This window comes from Providencia sp. PROV048, assembly GCF_033688165.1.
In the GTDB taxonomy this organism is placed as follows: domain Bacteria; phylum Pseudomonadota; class Gammaproteobacteria; order Enterobacterales; family Enterobacteriaceae; genus Providencia; species Providencia hangzhouensis.
Genome location: NZ_CP096360.1, coordinates 2,422,221 through 2,439,985 on the forward strand (window position 1 = coordinate 2,422,221; position 17,765 = coordinate 2,439,985).

15 protein-coding genes are annotated in these 17,765 nt (G+C 40.7%); 4 read left to right on the top strand and 11 right to left on the bottom strand.

What is annotated here, in order from left to right:
• Positions 1-90 precede the first annotated feature (90 nt).
• From M1F26_RS10615 to M1F26_RS10625, 3 genes are read left to right on the top strand one after another with little or no spacing between them, the layout of a single operon-like run.
• On the top strand, positions 91-813 hold the full coding sequence (locus M1F26_RS10615) for an IclR family transcriptional regulator (RefSeq protein ID WP_140170528.1): 723 nt from the start codon (positions 91-93) through the stop codon (positions 811-813).
• Positions 814-838: 25 nt separating this feature from the next.
• Positions 839-2,254 (top strand): YfcC family protein, encoded by a 1,416-nt coding sequence (locus tag M1F26_RS10620; RefSeq protein ID WP_180359453.1) that lies wholly within the window; start codon positions 839-841, stop codon positions 2,252-2,254.
• A gap of 4 nt (positions 2,255-2,258) precedes the next feature.
• Complete coding sequence (locus M1F26_RS10625; protein ID WP_180359454.1) at positions 2,259-4,079, top strand: CocE/NonD family hydrolase; 1,821 nt, start codon at positions 2,259-2,261, stop codon at positions 4,077-4,079.
• Between the two features lie 75 nt (positions 4,080-4,154).
• On the opposite strand, the gene M1F26_RS10630 is transcribed toward M1F26_RS10625, so the two are convergent.
• The 9 genes from M1F26_RS10630 to M1F26_RS10670 form a co-directional block, all read right to left on the bottom strand.
• A complete protein-coding gene (locus M1F26_RS10630; RefSeq protein WP_180359467.1) occupies positions 4,155-5,297 on the bottom strand; it encodes an ABC transporter substrate-binding protein in 1,143 nt (380 codons plus the stop codon).
• Positions 5,298-5,318: 21 nt separating this feature from the next.
• Positions 5,319-7,442 carry a TonB-dependent receptor family protein gene (locus M1F26_RS10635; RefSeq protein WP_140170530.1) on the bottom strand — a complete coding sequence of 708 codons (2,124 nt, stop codon included), beginning with the start codon at positions 7,440-7,442 and terminating at the stop codon, positions 5,319-5,321.
• Positions 7,443-7,675: 233 nt separating this feature from the next.
• Complete coding sequence (locus M1F26_RS10640; protein ID WP_140170531.1) at positions 7,676-8,530, bottom strand: dimethyl sulfoxide reductase anchor subunit family protein; 855 nt, start codon at positions 8,528-8,530, stop codon at positions 7,676-7,678.
• An 11-nt stretch (positions 8,531-8,541) separates the two neighbouring features.
• Entirely contained in the window at positions 8,542-9,084 is a 543-nt protein-coding gene (locus M1F26_RS10645) for a DMSO/selenate family reductase complex B subunit (RefSeq protein ID WP_140170532.1), read from the bottom strand.
• Positions 9,085-9,097: 13 nt separating this feature from the next.
• Positions 9,098-9,313, bottom strand: coding sequence for a hypothetical protein (locus M1F26_RS10650; protein WP_318837566.1), 216 nt, complete (start codon positions 9,311-9,313; stop codon positions 9,098-9,100).
• 36 nt (positions 9,314-9,349) lie between these two features.
• On the bottom strand, positions 9,350-11,680 hold the full coding sequence (locus M1F26_RS10655) for a molybdopterin-dependent oxidoreductase (protein ID WP_318837567.1): 2,331 nt from the start codon (positions 11,678-11,680) through the stop codon (positions 9,350-9,352).
• A gap of 29 nt (positions 11,681-11,709) precedes the next feature.
• Positions 11,710-12,399, bottom strand: coding sequence for a molecular chaperone (locus M1F26_RS10660; protein WP_125891025.1), 690 nt, complete (start codon positions 12,397-12,399; stop codon positions 11,710-11,712).
• Entirely contained in the window at positions 12,389-13,753 is a 1,365-nt protein-coding gene (locus tag M1F26_RS10665; protein WP_140170534.1) for a radical SAM protein, read from the bottom strand. Before M1F26_RS10665 ends, M1F26_RS10660 begins: the two co-directional genes overlap by 11 nt.
• 584 nt (positions 13,754-14,337) lie before the next feature.
• Positions 14,338-14,817: an Lrp/AsnC family transcriptional regulator gene (locus M1F26_RS10670; protein ID WP_140170535.1), complete on the bottom strand. Its 480-nt coding sequence runs from the start codon at positions 14,815-14,817 to the stop codon at positions 14,338-14,340.
• Positions 14,818-14,972: 155 nt separating this feature from the next.
• Here M1F26_RS10670 and M1F26_RS10675 point away from each other — a divergent pair, with 155 nt between their 5' ends.
• Positions 14,973-15,584 carry a LysE family translocator gene (locus M1F26_RS10675; RefSeq protein WP_140170536.1) on the top strand — a complete coding sequence of 204 codons (612 nt, stop codon included), beginning with the start codon at positions 14,973-14,975 and terminating at the stop codon, positions 15,582-15,584.
• Here M1F26_RS10675 and M1F26_RS10680 read toward each other — a convergent pair.
• Both M1F26_RS10680 and M1F26_RS10685 read right to left on the bottom strand, forming a co-directional pair.
• Positions 15,581-16,147: a HutD family protein gene (locus M1F26_RS10680; protein WP_227528771.1), complete on the bottom strand. Its 567-nt coding sequence runs from the start codon at positions 16,145-16,147 to the stop codon at positions 15,581-15,583. The genes M1F26_RS10675 and M1F26_RS10680 overlap by 4 nt on opposite strands.
• A gap of 95 nt (positions 16,148-16,242) precedes the next feature.
• Positions 16,243-17,667, bottom strand: a complete 1,425-nt coding sequence (locus M1F26_RS10685) for a PLP-dependent aminotransferase family protein (RefSeq protein ID WP_004264022.1) — start codon at positions 17,665-17,667, stop codon at positions 16,243-16,245.
• Between the last annotated feature and the right edge of the window lie 98 nt (positions 17,668-17,765).

The window sequence follows — 17,765 nt, forward strand, 5'->3', positions numbered from 1 at the left end:
AACAACTTTCTTGAATCATTTTTTATTATTCTCCATGCTAATTTTATTAAATAAACCAATGGTTTACTGTATAAACCAGTCGAGGTTAAGATGAAAGAGAATATTGTCACTGCCGTTGATGATGCTTTATTGTTATTGATGCTATTAGGTGAAAAAAACAATCTTGGGTTAAGTGAACTTGCACGCTTATCTGGCATGAATAAATCCAAGGTATACCGCTTATTATGCACATTGGAAAATCGCCATTTCGTACAAAAAAATGAAAATCCGGTTACCTATCATTTAGGCCATCAATTATTAAGCTTGGGGAATTGCGCTCGCCAACAAATTAACTATATCCACGTCGCAGAGGTTGAAGCAGAGCAACTACGTCAACGTTTTGATGAAAATATTCAAATGCGTATACGTGACAACGATGAAATTTTACAAGTTCTTCATAAGCCATCAGGACAATCACTTCAAGTGCGCAGTGAAGCTGGTAATCGCCGACCGTTAGGATCTGGGGCTTCAGGCAGAGTGCTATTGGCTTACTCACCTAAAGATGTTCAAGCACATTTTATTGAAAAGAACCCCTCTATTGAAAAATCTATTGTAACCATACGCTCACAAGGTTTTGCAATTACCCGAGGTGAATTAACCGCAGGTATTGGTGCGATCGCCGCACCTATCTTTTCACAACATGGGGAATGCATTGCTTCACTGAGTATTAGCTTACCTCTAAGCCGTTTTTCTGATGAAAAAGAACAAGATATGACTGAACAACTGCTTCTGTCTGCTTTACGTATATCGAGGCAGCTCGGTTACGACTCATAATTAATACAATAAAAGAGACAACATCATGCAACCAACAAACAGCACAATACAAAGCCCATCTTCACCACCAGGCTGGCAAATGAACCCGGTTTTAGTAATGTTAACTATAGTTATCATTGCCTTTTTAATGACTTATTTTGTTAATTCAGGCCAATATGAGCGTGATGGCAAGAAAGTTATTCCTGATTCTTACCAAACTATCACTAAAGACATTACGTTAGAGCAATTATTAGGCACTGAGAAATCGGAGGAAGGTACTGCCGCTCCAGTCAGTTTGCCTCAACTATTTAAAGCGATCCCCGAAGGAATTGTTAAGCAATCGCCACTTATATATATGGTGCTATTCATCGGAGGAATGTTTGGTATTCTCAATAAAACAGGGGCTATAGAATCAGGGCTAGAGCGATTGCTCCATGTTACCCGAGGCAATATCTACTTGTTAATCCCTTTCTTAATGATTGTATTTTCTATGGGAAGTACCTTTATGGGGTTAGCCAAAGAGTATCTTTTGGTTATTCCCATGGTTATAGCCTTAGTGAAACGCGTTGGGTTGAATGAACTTATTGGGCTTGCCATTGTAGCTATTGCGGTTAAGGTAGGATACCTCGCCTCCATCACCAACCCATATGCACTTTCTATCGCACAACCGCTTGTTGGTTTACCCGTGTTTAGTGGTTTAAGTATGCGAATTGCGGCGTACCTTATTTTTATTACACTCGGTATTTTATTCGTGTTCTATAGCATTCGTAAAACGACGCTCACAAACTATGTGGTTGAAGAACATAATCAAACCACACAATTAACCCATCGCCATAAACTTATGTTAATTGTCTTAGCTATCGGTGTTGCATTTTTAGTCTATGCCTCTAATCGCTGGCATTGGAAAAATAATGATTTATCTGCTTACTATTTATTCTTAAGTGTTATTTTAACTTGTTGTAGTGGTTTGACCGCAAGTGCCGCCGCTAATGCATTTGTCAGTGGAATGAAAAAAGTCCTCATCGCAGGGGTATTAATTGGGTTAGCGACTGCTGTCGAAATTATTCTTTCTCAAGGTAAAATTCTTGATACCATTATTCATCAATTAGTTGGGCTTGTCGGTAATCACGGTCCTTATGTTTCATCATATAGCATGTTTATTTCCCAACTATTATTAGACATTGCTATTCCATCTACTTCTGGGCAAGCAGCTGTCACAATGCCAATTTTAGGCCCCGTTGGTGAAATTTCTGGTGTTTCCCCTCAAACAACGGTTTTTGCATTTTTAATGGGTAATGGGCTAACCAATATGATCACACCAACATCTAGTGGGTTATTGATCTTTTTAGCTACAGCCGGTGTCAGTTGGACCACCTGGGCAAAATACATTTTACCGCTTTTGATCATTTTTATGGCAATCAGCATTGGTTTACTGAGCGTCGCCGTTACCATAGGGTATTAGTAAGATGGATATGAAGAATTACCGAATAAAAATGCGTGATGGAATAATGCTATCAACCGATATTTACTTTCCACAAACTCAATCAACTGCATCTTTTCCCGTTATTATAGAGCGAACCCCCTATGATAAAACCGCACCTTCTCGTTCGGAAAAAACGGTATCAGGCCAGCAAATAACACGCCAAGAAATGGCGAAATACTTCAATAAACATGGTTTTATTGTCGTGTATCAGGATTGCCGCGGGCGTTATGAGTCCGAAGGAAAGTTCACAAAATATATTAATGAAGCTGAAGATGGTTTTGATACATTACAATGGATTATGGAACAACCCTGGTGTAATGGCAAAATAGGCTCAATGGGTCTCTCTTATGCCGCTCATACACAATTAGCAATGGCGTGTTTAAATCCACCAGGTTTACAGACGATGGTGCTGGATTCTGGCGGTTTTGCCAACGCCTACCAATGCGGGATCCGTCAAGGGGGGGCTTTTGAACTCAAACAAGCCACTTGGGCGTTTAAGCAAGCTAAACTAAGCCCACTCGCCCAGCAATCTCCCGAAATTTTAGCCGCACTCGAACAAGAAAATATCCATGAATGGTTTACGACAATGCCATGGCATCAAGGGCAAACATTGCTTAAACATGTTCCTGAATATGAATCGTATTTATTTGAGCAATGGGAAGAAGAGTGTTTTTCCGATTATTGGCAGAAAATAGGCATTTATGCCGAAGGCTATTATGACCAAATACCGGATATCCCAGTGTTATTTATGTCTAGTTGGTACGATGCCTATGTCAGTTCAACATTAGATAACTACTATGCATTTGTTACCAAAAAACAATCATCGCAAAAATTGATCATGGGGCCTTGGCTACATGGTGACCGTAATATCACGCATAGTGGCGACGCAGAGTTTGGTGATATCGCAGCATTTGACCACAATGTTAGTGAAAGTTGGTTATCTTGCCGTTTAAACTGGTTTGAAACTCACTTAAAGGATGAGAGCGCCAAAAACCATCGTGACGAAGTAACAATATTCATGATGGGTGGTGGAAGTGGTAAACGCAACCAACAAGGACGTATAGAGCATGGGGGAAAATGGCTTAGCCACCATCAGTGGCCTTTGCCAAATACTGAGAAAACTGCGTATTATCTGTGGCCAGATAACAAATTACATCATCAGCCCTACACTAAAACAACCACAATATCCTATTGTTATGACCCTAAGCACCCAGTGCCTACCATTGGCGGTGCCTTAACCTCAGGTCAGCCTATATTTTGGGGTGGGGCTTTCAATCAATGTGAATTACCAAAGTTTTTTGGTAGTAAACAAAATAACTTACCCCTTTCTGCCCGCTGTGATGTATTAGTATTCGAAACCGAAGAATTACAAGCAGATGTCTGTTTAGCAGGTGAAATTGAAGTGTCGCTTTGGATAAGCAGTGATGCATTAGATACAGATTTCACTGCAAAACTTATTGATGTTTACCCTCCCAGTGCCGATTACCCTCAAGGCTATGCCATGAATATTACTGATGGCATCATCCGTTGTCGTTTTCGGCATGGTTATGAACGGAAGGAATTATTAACCCCAAATGAAATTGTCGAAGTAAAAATTAAGCCGTTTGCCTGTGCAAACCGTTTCGCAAAAGGACATCGTATCCGATTAGATATTTCTAGTAGCAATTTCCCTAAATATGACTTCAATACAAATACAGGTAAAACTATCGCGGGTGATAGAACCTGGAAAATAGCTTGTAATAGCCTACATATTTCTAGCGAATACCCGTCAAAAATCATTTTGCCCGTGCTCAACGAAACTTAAAAATAATATAATTAACCAATAAATTTGCCCGCTTTAACTGCCAACACCACTAAAGCGGGCTATATGAGAAGATAATTATTCCGCTTGAACCCAAAACACACCATCCCCCTCTAGGGCAGTAAATGTCTGGTGTAAATAATCGCTATCTGCCTGTGGGTCAAGGTCTGCAAACAACTCTGGGTGGATAAATTTTGCAATCGCTTCCACCGCAATAATGTTAAATGGCGTATCGTAGTATTGCTGGTATAACGCTAATACTTGCTTGTTTTTGTAAGCAGATAATGAACGAAACTTAGGGCGATCCATTAGCTTACTCAAGCGAGCTAAAGACTTTTGTTTATCCCCCGTATAACCTAACGGCACAGAAGCACTACCTTTACGGGTACTATCCCAATCAGCTGCGGTCATTAAATAATAATCAGGGTTGCTGTGAATCAATTGTTCTTCACTGATTTCCCCACCCATTCCAATACTAAACCATTGTGAACCAAGGTTATTCCCGCCTGCCGTTTCAACAAATTCGCCAAAATTACCATTACCGAACGTTTTACAGCAATAATCTTCCCCTTGGATACCAGCAGCTCGTTCAATGAATACGCTTGGACGCTGCTCTTTGCTAAGTTTAGCCACTCTTGAACGGATTAAGTCTAACTTTTGTTGATAAAACTGATTAAATGCTTGTGCTTGTTGTTCCTCACCGAATACTTGGCCAAGTAATACCATACTCGGCATGGTATTTTTTAATGGATATTGCCTAAAGTCGATAAAAATAACGGGTAAACCACTTTTTTCCAATAACGATAAGGTGCCACTTTCAGCAAGCTTACTTTTTAAGCCAATATCAAAAATTAACAAATCAGGTTGAGCTACTAAGGCCTTTTCAACACTAAAATCTGTCGTGTAAGGGTTGGGAAAAACAGGTATTTGACTGAGTTGTGGAAATTTTTTGCTGTACGCAACACTCAAATCAAGCGCTTTTTTAATTAACGCATCATCCCAAGCAATAATCCCTTTTAATGGGTCTTGCGGATGTAATATATTTAACGCAACTAAAACACGGCTGTCCGCCAGCATCACTCGAGATACAGGGGCATTAACCGTCACATCCCTACCCGCAATATCCGTCACAGTGATAGGTGCCGCCAAACTATTAGTTGAAAATAGTAGGCTAACAGCACTAAGAATCAGCACGAATGCATTGATAAGTTTTCTCATCATCATTGTTCTGCCTTATTTTTATTAAAATTTTACGGATGCTTGAACATAGTAAGTTCTTGGCTGCCCCACATAGATACCATAATTGTTATCCGTAGAACGTGTAAAATAAGTTTGGTCAAAAAGATTTTTAATACCAGCAGATAGCGTTAAATCAGACAAACTTTTTCCAAAATGGTACTCGCCTCGTGCGTCCCACACCATATAACCGGGGATTGTTCCGTATCGGCCATCAGCACTTGGTTTTGTTACATAATGGCTTGATGTTCCTGGCGATTCTTGGGTAGATTGTGCATAAGTATTTAAATTCCATACCCAATTACCAGTTTCATAACGGCTACCTGCGGTAAAGACTTGCCGTGAATAAAACGGTAAATCCTTATGAGCGAAATCCCCTTTTTTACTTACCGCTTTAGTGTAGGTATAAGTACTATACATACTTATACCATCCAATTTATCGCTCAGCTCAGACAGGTTATACCTTGCCGCCAATTCCACACCTTGATGAGTTGTGGCTCCCAAATTTGTCCAACCCGTTGTATTTTCAACGTAAAGTAATTGGTCATCGAAATCGATATAAAATAATGTCGCTTCAAGAGATAGCGCAGTATTATCGTATTTAGTCCCCACTTCATAGTTATGTGCTTTTTCTGCACTTAACCCATTTGCGGGTGAATTCCCTACCCCTTTCGTATTCAACTGAAAATACTGCAAACTGCCAAATGACGTACTCGCATTGGCAAATAGTTTCCATTCATCATCAATGTGATAGATCACCGCCAGCGCAGGAAGCGGTTCGCTATATCGCTTACTTCTGTTTTGGTTTTTAAAACTGTCATTTAAATGAATATTAATGTTCTCATAGCGGATCCCTGGGATCACCGTCCAATTACCAACATCAATGGTGTCATCAAGGTAAATAGCATGGGCTTCTGTTCCACCTGATGTGTGTTGGTAATAATCATTAGTACTCGGCCGCGAACGTTGAGTGCCGGCTTGGTACCAATTTGAACGGTAAGCTTTTTCGTCTGCGGTTTCATTTAAATAACGGTATCCCACCGTCACTTCATGTGAAATATCATTAAAACGGAATAATTGTGAATAACTCGGTTCAATTGCATACGCGGTATAGTGACGAGGGTAAGAAACTAACCGTCTTTCATTCGCTTTATCTTTATGGTCACTTTCTATATAACTCCCCCGATAACTTTTACTAAACCATGTCATTAACTCAAATTGTTTATCATCTTCTTCATGTTTATATTTCAATGACATGTCTTGTCGATTTCCTTCAAAACGGTCATAAGGCCGTGTTGATTGGAATGGGTCAGCGTTATATTGCGCTTGAGTTAGCCCACCTGGCATACCTGACATTGCATGATAATAATGAAAATTAGCCAGTAACTCGTCGTTATCGGTTATGGCATAACGTGTTTTTAAAATCAGGTCATCAATATCTGTATTATCATTGCTTTTACGGTAGCCCTGCCCATGTAACCCTGAATACAGCAATAGCGCTCCCGCAGAGTCATCGGCTTTTGAGCCCCCCACGGACGCATCGACTAGGGTTTTGAGCCCTCCTGTTTTAGCCCCTTGGGTTTGTAACGAAACACCACCAGAAAAGTCTTTCGGGATAGGTTTTGTCACAAAGTTAATGACGCCACCCACATTTTGTGGCCCATAACGTACGGAAGCTCCTCCGCGGATCACATCAATAGATTCAATACTCCCTAGTGATAATGGCGACATCGACAGCTGAGGTTGGCCATAAGGCGCGGCCGCTAGTGGCATACCATCGAGTAAAATCGTTGAGCGGGGTGAAAGGCGTGAGGTTAACCCACGAACCCCAACATTCAAGGAAACATCGCTCCCACCTGTCCCGTTACTTTCGCGCACCTGCACACCCGGTATTCCTTTCAATGCATCGGCAATAGTTTCACTGCCAGATTCTTTGATTTGCTGTTGATTTCTTACTGTCCGAGCACCTGGGTGATTAAATACCACCTCACTATCTTCCGTATTTTCAAGCCAGTTGCCTGTAACTGTAATCTGATCATTTTTTGAATTATCAGCAGCAAATACATGATAAGGCGCTAATGCCGCTGAAATTGCTAATGAAATGAGTAGCTTGCTAGTTTTTAAATTCATAAGAATAAACAGTAAAGGAGATTAAGAGGGATAATGATAATTATAATCATTACAAGCAATCAACTTAATTTACTATTTATTTTGAAATTACATTCGCTTAATCCCTTATCATATAAAGGGTTATTGATTTATTGAGAGTATAGAAAACTAAAAAACCGAGGGAGATCCCTCGGTTCACATTATTGGTAAACATTATATAATTAGAGGCAAATATCATTTTGTCTCTAAAGGAATTAACCGCCTAGAGAGAAAAATACCACTCGGCCAACACCTTCACCCACAAAAATACAGAGCGTTGCAAGTGACATGACGAATGTTGCATTTACAGTGTGTCCCTTTTTTTGGCACAGTAAACGACCCGCAAATACGATACCTAATGCAACAAGTATGACCCTAACAATACTTAAGTTCACTAAACCATCTGGGAGTTCACGCGGCGTCATTCCCATATAAACAGGCTCTCCTATGTTTCCGAGAAGAGATAACGCGCCCAATAGCATCAGTAAGATCCCAATAACGCCGATACCTAATGCAATTTTAACCACTCGTTTTAATTGCTCTTCTTTACCATCGCGGCGCAAAGAACCTACAAGTAATAATGCGGCTACCACACCACCCAGTAATAATACTGCACCAAAGAAACTGGCGTAGGTAAATAAACCATTCCATAGGTTAAACAAGGTATTAGCATATAAGGCTGACATTGCATACATATAGATGATACCGGCTAACGCACTAAGCAACAATAGCAGCGCATTCGCTTTTTGCTTAAGCAATAACAGAGCAACACTGAAAAATAGTAGCCCCATGTAAATTGCCGTTGCCCACACTTCACGGCTCATCCATGAAGTAGACACATGCAGCATGGTATAAAACATGTGTAACGGGTTACCCATATGAAATAATGAACCTAGCAACCCAACACAACCCAACACAAAACTTGCTAAAATAGGCAGTTTGATAAACTGGACGCTTTGTTGGTTATTTCCGCCTTCAAGCACACGAAAATAGCAGACTAATGAGACGAGCAAGCACCCCACAGAAGCTTGCATAAATAAGGTGAAAATCACCAATGGAAATTCATGCATGATAATTCTCCTTATCCTTTTGTACCGACAACTAGGTTCGGTTTGGTAATACTTGAGCTAGGTAGCCCGGCAATATCTGCATTCGAGCCATATTTTTTACGTAATTCGCTAATAAGGCCGAACTCAATCGCACGCATAGGGCAAGAATCAACACACATTGGATTTCCGCCTTTTTCACGTAGGTCAATGCAAGTGTCACACTTGGTCATCATACCAATACTGGCATCGAACTGAGGCGCCTCGTATGGACAAGCCCATGTGCAATAACGACAACCAACACATTTATCATGGTCGACTAATACAACTCCATCTTCTTCTCGCTTGTGCATTGCAGTAGTAGGACAATGGCTGACACATTGCGGGTCATCACAATGGTTACAGGCAATAGACAAGTGCCAAGTCCGAGGACGTGGATACTCCCCCACTTCAATATCATACACACGACGAAAGTTGCGTCCGACCTCAAGGTCATTTTTGTCTTTACATGCAACAACACAGGTTTTACAACCAATGCAAGTGGCAACATTAATATAAAATCCGACTTGTTTATCCATTTCTCATTGCCCCCTAAAATATAATACGCTGTGGAATTGCAGCATCTGGAACTAACTGGTCACCATGCCATTTTTCGATATTACATAGCATCGTATTCCACCCTGATGTACCCAGCCCTGTCGGGACTTGAATGGTTAGCGTATTGTCGGCTCCCGCCATATCTATCCCTGTTTTTTCATCAACATTTGTCCAACTACCGTGTGGTAACGCCACAACACCAGGTTTCATCGTCTGTGTCACCAACGCAGGACGTACAATCTTCCCTTATGGGCTCGTGATCAGAACAGTTTCACCGTGCTTAATACCTAAACGTTTTGCATCGGAGGCATTGATATAAATTGGGCTTGGCCATTGTTCACGTAGCCAAGGCACATTATCAAGCGTACTGTGAGAGCGGCGTAAGTAGTGTGGATTATAGATTTGGAATGGATAATCCCCTTTTTCCTTCTTCGAGAAATCACTAAAACTTGCCTCATAACCGCTTGCAGACGGAATATATTCAGGAATTGGTGGTAATTTCGTCCAGCCACATTCATCCGCTTTTTCGACTAATGTTTGGCAGTAAATTTCAAATTTTCCACTTGGTGTTGGTCGTGGATTGGCCTGAGGGTCACGAATAAAATCTTCATAGGCAATATAACCATAGTTATCATCAGAGGAGCGCTCTACTTGGTATTTCCCAACAGTAAGGAATTCATTGAGGGTGATCCTGCCTTGCTGCGGCTTACCTGTTACTTGCCATTCATCAATATCCGCTTGGGTAATTGTTATTAGTGGTTCAGTTGTCTTACCATCTTCACCAATAATTGTTGCACCATTAAGTTTATTGAAGAATTGTTGCTTTTCTGAAATAGGAAAAACTTCATCGACATTAATACCAAGACGCTTACCTATTTCTTTGGCGATCCACTGGTCACTTTTTGCTTCATAAAGTGGTGGTGTTACATTCACCGCAGCTATAATAACTTCGCGGTTACTTGGATTTAATATGGTTCCTTCACGTTCCCACTCCGTAGTTACGGGTAAGACGATATCCGAATATTTCGCACAAGTATGTGGAACATAGGCCGCAGTCACAACCAACTCTATATCTTTACGATAAGCTTCAACGCTTTGCGAAATATTGGCTCGTGTTTGTAACGTGGCATTGAATGGATGAATGATCATTTGGATATTTGCATCGACATCTCCCACACCACGTTGGCGGAATTTTTTCTCTAATAATGCACGGTTAAGCTCATTGTGATTGATTTTTAAACTGACTGGGTTTGGTACTGAAGGTAGCCCACTTGCTCCCGCCATAACGAGCCGCGTGCCATTATTTCCAGCAGCGAAATGGCAACTAACCCCTGTCATCCGGCCAGGCCTTCCCATATGGCCAGTCATAAAGCCTAAGGTTGAGAATGCTTGCACCCACCCTTCGCCATTATGAATTCGAGCAGGCGCCCAACCAGTAAGCAATGCAACTCGATTGGTACCACCGATTTCACGCGCTAATGTGCGAATGTCGCTAGCTGACAAGCCGCAAATATTAGAGGCCCACTCTGGCGTTTTTGGCTCTCCCGTATAAGTACCTAACAAATAATCTTTGAAGTTCCCTTTTAGATCTGCACCTGCTGGCATATTACTTTCATCAAAACCAACTGTGCAACGGCGTAAAAAATCCCAGTCAATCAACGGACTGTCAGGGCTATCCATTTCTAATAGTGCGTACATAATACCCAGTGCTAATGCATGGTCAGTACCCGGATTGATGGGGTACCAATCTGCATCCATTAACTCTGCCGTCGTCGTATAACTTGGGTCAATGCTAATGAAGCGAGCCCCCGCTTTTTTCGCTTGATAGTAATTATAGGTTGGGCTGCCTGGGCTACTCCATGCAGGGTTTGCTCCCCACATCACAATTAACTGGGAGTTACGCATATCAAAACGGTCATTGGTACCAAAGGTATAAAACCCTTCAAGTAATCCTAAATGAGCTGGTGTTTCAAACCATGCGCCCCATGAGGTTGTTCCCCAATCGCCAACAAATCCCCCTGCTTTTGCATAAACGCTTTGGATTTCAACACCGTTACCGCCGGTGATCCAAATAGATTCTTGACCATATTTTTCTTTAATACGTTTCGATTCTGATGCCACAATATCTAATGCTTCATCCCAACTGATGCGCACCCATTGGTCTCGTCCTCGTAAGCTTTTATCCCCACCACCGGGAGCCCAGCCTTTACGCTTCATTGGATATTTCAACCGATCCGCGCCAAAGACTTGTTTACGTTGTGAACGTCCACGCAAACAACCTCGTTGTTGTGGGAAATCAGGGGAGTCTGCAACCACATCATCGGTTTTTTGCCTAACAACGACGCCATCAACCACCAATGCTTTATTAACACAGCGACCACCACAGTTGTGCCAACAGGCCACGGGCTTCCATTTTCCTTGAGTGACTGCGTCAGTGGCTTGCACAACCGCTTTTTCTTCCTCTGGTGTTGCCGCATATAATTGCTTACTCAGCGGTAACGTAGCCATCACTGATGCCGCTGATGTCCATGCTATAAATGAACGGCGACTTAAGGCTATTTTCTGTCTTTCTGACATTGCTTCTACCTCTTCATTTTGTTTTATTATTATAAATTGACTAATTCATTGATTTTTTTAATATCATTACGTAAAAAAAGCTCAAGTAATGAACTTAATTGACGATAAAATACGGTTTCTGCGTGGTTATGCATTGAACGGCAAAATGGCGTTATAAAAGCCAATAAATGGGTATTCAAGAATGTTGCAGACCCGAGTAATAACGCGTTCACTTTGGGCCAATCAACAGGGCCTGTTTCGCTGTCAATAAGCTCAGTAATGCGCAGACTTAAATGCCACATAAAATCTAACTCATAGCCAATATGGTCAGCGGCTTCCATATCACCTTCTGGCAAATAAACGTCATACTGTTCATAAAAAGACTTTACTGCTAACGTACTTTCTTGAAATAGTAGTTTGTCACGAGACACATAAGTCGATTCCCATGGCGATGCTGGCGGGGCTTCTGGGCCTATAAACAAGCGAGTAAAGTCCCAATGCAAATTTTCGAAATCATCGTTGTTAGCTTGTAACTGCCTCGTATTTAAGTCTTTATGCATGTCATTTATCGCGTTTTTCATCGCGGGTAATGCATCATCACAGGGAAATAACAGTAACCCCGAGTCTCTCAAATAATTTAATAGCTCAGGCGTTGGTTCTTCCATAAACAAACGTCGTAGTACGTCATAAGCAAATTGACGTGCATACAGAAAATCTACAATTTGGTCATCATTCGTCATAAATATTTCCCTGCAGGTCTGTCAGTAAAAATTCAGTGGGTGTTGTAAGCTCAATTCGGATTTCTTTAATTAAAGGATTTCCCTGTTCATCGGGTTCAATAATGTGGGAGGTCACTGCGATAAGTAGTTTGCCTAGCGGGGTTAATAAGCCTATTGCCTCAGGATTAAACTGCAAAAATCCATGCAGCAATTCTTGATGATAAGAAACACCAGCGTTTTTCAGTAAAACTGCCACCTTTTCACAATCATCACCAAAGACTTTGGCACTTTTAAAAAAATAATCCCGAGAAGAGAAAAAATAATGCTTTCCTATTATGTGTTCATTGTTTTCAAAAAAAGCATTGCTTTGGTACACCTGCCCAGTATGTTTATTTTCTAAAGAGCAGTAATGCACCCCGAGAGACAATTGATTTTCTAGTGCGAATTTGAGAACTCGAAGGCAAGCTAACTCACTCTGTGCAACAGCTAATCCACCTGCATACCAATAGTTGTAATACACCTCATAAGGTGGATTTTTAAGTTTGAATCCTCGAGATTGATAGGCTTCACTATTTGTTAACGGGAAACAAAACTCTAATAAATTGATACCATCAACTCCAATATCATCAAGCTGAGTAAGCAACTGATACATTTGCTGCTCTGTTCCTGGGATAACAGGCATCTCCACCATGACTGAGGGAAAAATTTCACGCGCTAATGCGATACGGTGTAAAACTTTGGTGATCCGTTCTGTAGGATCATCAATTTTGATACTAAAGCGGATTTCTTGTAGACCTGCTTTCGCTAAAGCTAATGCGGTATTACGGTCTAATGGGTCACCGGCTGTATATAACCGGCTATGAGCCTGAGGTAATTTTTGTTGGACTGCTTGGAAAAATGCGATACTTTCTTGGCGAAAAAGTAGAGGCTCTCCCCCGGTTAGTGCGATATGGGTGAGTGGGTAACCTTGCTCTGCGATTGCGTCAACTTCACCAACAGCATCACGCATTTCCTGTTGAAATTCCTGATAATTCTCTTGGTTTGGGTTAAAACAAAAGTAACAATCACGATGGCATTTCAAGGATAAAAATGTGGTGTGGCTCCCTTCCCCTGTACGGCATTGTACACAAGCACTTGATAGCCAATTACAATGTATACTCTTTCCACTATTCGAAAAAATTGCGCCTTTGCTTTTTATATCTCGTTTGAGTTGGTCAATCTCACGTTGCTGTTCAAAAGGGGCTTCAAAATTGAGGCCATATTCTGTAATTGCCTGCTGTGTTTGCTGTTCAATATCTAAATAGCGGATAGCATAACGCTTAAATTTTTGATTATTTACTGTAGATATTGTTCTATCAGTAATAGGATAAATCATAAATTTTCCTTCGATTTATACGAAAATAGTTCCTATTATTCGGTGAATTTTCAATTAAGCTCAGGATGCAAATAATCAACTAATAAACGGGTATGATAGTACCAATAACAATTAGAAATAGGCTTATAAGTGCGTACATTATTATTGATTAAATTGAAAATATTTTTTAAATAAGAAATATTCACATTATTTATTTTAATTTTGTATTATTAACAGTATAAGTAATTAACGTGAAATGATGTTGCGCAGGATCAAAAAAACTTCCCTTTCATTATTTACATATCAACTAATTAGCTAACCTTTCCAGCATCCCCCCAACGGGTACACTGCAGTGCTGTGAACAGATGAGAATTATCTCATTAAACAAACAAAGCGTTATATAAAAATAAAATAAAATAAAGAATTGGGTGATAATCTAAAAAAGAGAGTCAAAATAATCCATTAATATTAAAAATAACGAAATAATATTTCAATTTGTAAGATTAAAATTCAAAATTTATTATCTATTCATTTTTGTATTATTTAATTATTTTTCTCTTATAAAAAAATTATTTCTAATAAATAAAACGGAGTCTCTCTTCTCATCAGAGCGGCAAAGCATAAGTGACCTTCACCGTTTCCATTGGCACCTCCGTCTTAATACTCTGAATACTACTAATCTGTGTCAAATGGTCTGCATGAAAACGACGATATGAAGCTAAGTCTTCCGTCACAATACGGATCAATGCATCACATTCCCCTGCCATTAAATGGCATTCTACGACTTCAGGCATCAGTTTAATGTCTTCAACGAATTGGTTGATGGTTTTAGCATCCTGTGTTTTAAACCAAATACGAGCAAATAAAGAAAGGCCAGCTCCAATTTTACTGCCATCCAACACCGCTACATAACGTTTGATAACCCCAGCCTCTTCAAGTAATTTCACACGACGTAGGCAAGGTGACGGGGAAAGCCCCACTTCTTTAGCTAATTCAATATTCTGAATTTTTCCATCTCTTTGTAATACTTGTAAGATATGCCTATCAATGGCATCCAGTTTTAGTCTACTTTCCTTCATTGGCATTCCCCCTCAATTTTATATTAATTAATGATATTAAATACCAATTTTTGTTTATTTTAAAGCAATAAAAAAACCCAATATCATTGGATTATCGCTATAATTTTATCGCTACTGGCCAGTTGCGTGAAAATAACAATGAACAATAATGAGGAATTGAAATGGAGTTACAGAACTTACTCTTATTTAGCGCAACCGTGATCCCTTTAGTCTGCACACCAGGCCCAGACATTCTATTTATTTCCGCACAAGGATTATCGGGAGGAACCTCAGCGGCCTTGAAAGCGAATTTGGGTATTATATTGGGTTATGTGGCACATGCGATTCTGGCTGCACTTGGTTTAGCGGCGATTGTTGCAGCTTCACCCATGATTTTCCACACCATTAAATGGGTTGGGGTCGCTTATGTCACTTACCTTGCTGTTCGTATGATGTTATCTGCGATGAAAGCCGGTGAGCTAAGAATCCAAGCTGTGTCAACAAAAGCGGTAATAGGTAAAGCCTTTCTAACTAGCTTCCTTAATCCTAAAGGGTTACTGGTGTATTTCGCTATTTTACCAAACTTCATTAAACTGACAGAAAGTGTCGCTGTTCAATCCTTGATACTTTCAGCCACTTTTATACTTTCGTGTGTCGTGATCTACGGCGTGATAGGTGCATTATTTGCATCCATGCATAATAAACAAGCTTATAATGATAAAAAACGTCGTATAACCGAAGGTGTTGCAGGTGGAATGCTAACGCTAGCCGCTATCGGTTTAGCAACCAGTTAGCGGGGTAATAACTCAATCCAGATTAACTTGCTATCGGTGCTAAGTGGTTTAATCTCTCCTTCACCGATATCAGGTAACCACCACGCTCCTTGTCCTTGCGCCATATGATGGCAATTTGCCCCTGAAATTTCCCATTCGCCATTGAGCACGTAGACTAACCCCGCTTGGTTGGCGGGTAATCTACAATCTTCAGTGATGAAATAGTTTATAGCCACCCACCTATCATCTCGAAAAATAAAATTCATTAACTTAACTGATGGCTCTGAGACTTTTACCGCGCAAAATTGCTGAGCTGAAAATTGGGCGTGATCACCTGCGCGCTCTAGGCGATGCTCAAACGCTTTGGTATCGCTTAAAAGAAGCGGCTGGTCATTCAACAATACCACCAGCCTTTCCCCTTCTGCATAGCGCTTTAAATAGCTATCTTGGTTAATGGTTGCAATGCTTGCGCGTAATGAATAATCCGATGCAACCGGCCAGCAAAACACTTCTTGGCTGGCCCCCGCACCATCATTCCAATCAAGGATAGGTAATTCCATTATGTCAAAACATTTTATTTTCACATTACCTCCCGTCTGTTGCTGCTAACACATTTAGATTTATACCTAGATTGGCAAAGTTAATCTTTCAGGGCAATGAATTAACGACGATAATGTGACTAATCACGCCTCTCATTGATTAAAAAGTGACATAAACGACCTAAAGTTTTCATTGCTTCCTCCACCCTCTCATTCCATGTAAACGATGCATTAAGACGAAATGCATGGTTAAACTGGTCACTTGTGGAAAACATGCTTCCCGGCGCGATACTGATCCCTTCTTTTAGTGCGAGTTGATACAACCGAATTGCATTAAACGGCGGTTCAAACTCTAGCCATAAAAAATACCCACCTTTTGGTGTATTAACTTTTACTGACTGAGGCATGTATTTTGCTATTGCACTCAACATTTGGTGCTGACGCTGTTCCATCGTTAAACGCAGTTTACGAAGGTGGCTGTCATATCCCCCTAATGATAAGTACTCCGCAATAGCTAATTGCGTGGGAACGCTGGCAGAAACGGTACTCATCATTTGTAAATGTTGAATTTTTGTCGCATGTTGGCCTGCTGCGACCCAACCAACTCGGTACCCCGGCGCTAAACATTTCGAAAATGAAGAGCAATGAAAGAAATTACCTTTAGTATCAAGTGCCTTTGCGGGTATTGGCTGTTTGCTACCAAAATAAAGTTCCCCATAAACATCGTCCTCAATTAAAGTAATTTGATGCTTATTAAGGATATCGACCAGACGTCTTTTGTTTGTTTGCGGCATCGTTCCGCCTAATGGATTTTGATAATGCGTCATTAGCCAACAGGCTTTAATTGGATATTTGCTCGCAATATCCTCTAATGCGTCAAGATCAATACCAAATAACGGGTCTGTTTTAATGGCAATGGCCTTAAGTTTTAACCGCTCAATTGCCTGAAGTGAACCATAGAATGCAGGAGATTCGATAACGACCCAATCCCCGGGCTGAGTCACCGATTGTAAACTCAAAACTAAAGATTCCATTGCCCCTGCTGTAATCACGATTTCATCCGGAGCGACATGGATCCCTTGGGTTGCATAACGCTGAGCAATGTTACGACGCAGTTGTTCATTACCAGGAGGCAAATTAGCCGGGGTATTAAATTTCGATAAGCGCCTAGCAACAGACGCAAGAGACTTCGCGAGTTTTGGATCATCCAATAAGGCGGGTTCTGGAAATGCAGAGCCAAATGGGATAATATTCGGGTCCTTACAAGCTTGTAGGACACCAAAAATAGAGGCATTAATCTCTACATTTTCATTCAAATGTAGCCCTTTTCCTCCTTTTGCGGCAGCAAATGCGTTATTGCGGTTTGCCACGTAATACCCTGATTGCGGCCGAGCAACGACCCATCCTTGGCTTTCAAGTAACTGATATGCTTGCACAACAGTCATTAAACTTAAACCAGACTGTTTAACACTTTCCCTCAATGAAGGTAATCTGTCGCCCACTTGCCAGATATTGTCTTCAATTTGCTGACGAATTTGCGCTGCTAATTGTTCGTATCTCGTCATAGCCGCCTCAACTGTTATAGTTAATATCCCAATAATTGTTACTATTATAGTTTATCGTCTCATGTTCTACTTATCCACACATTCACCTGACTTTTTTT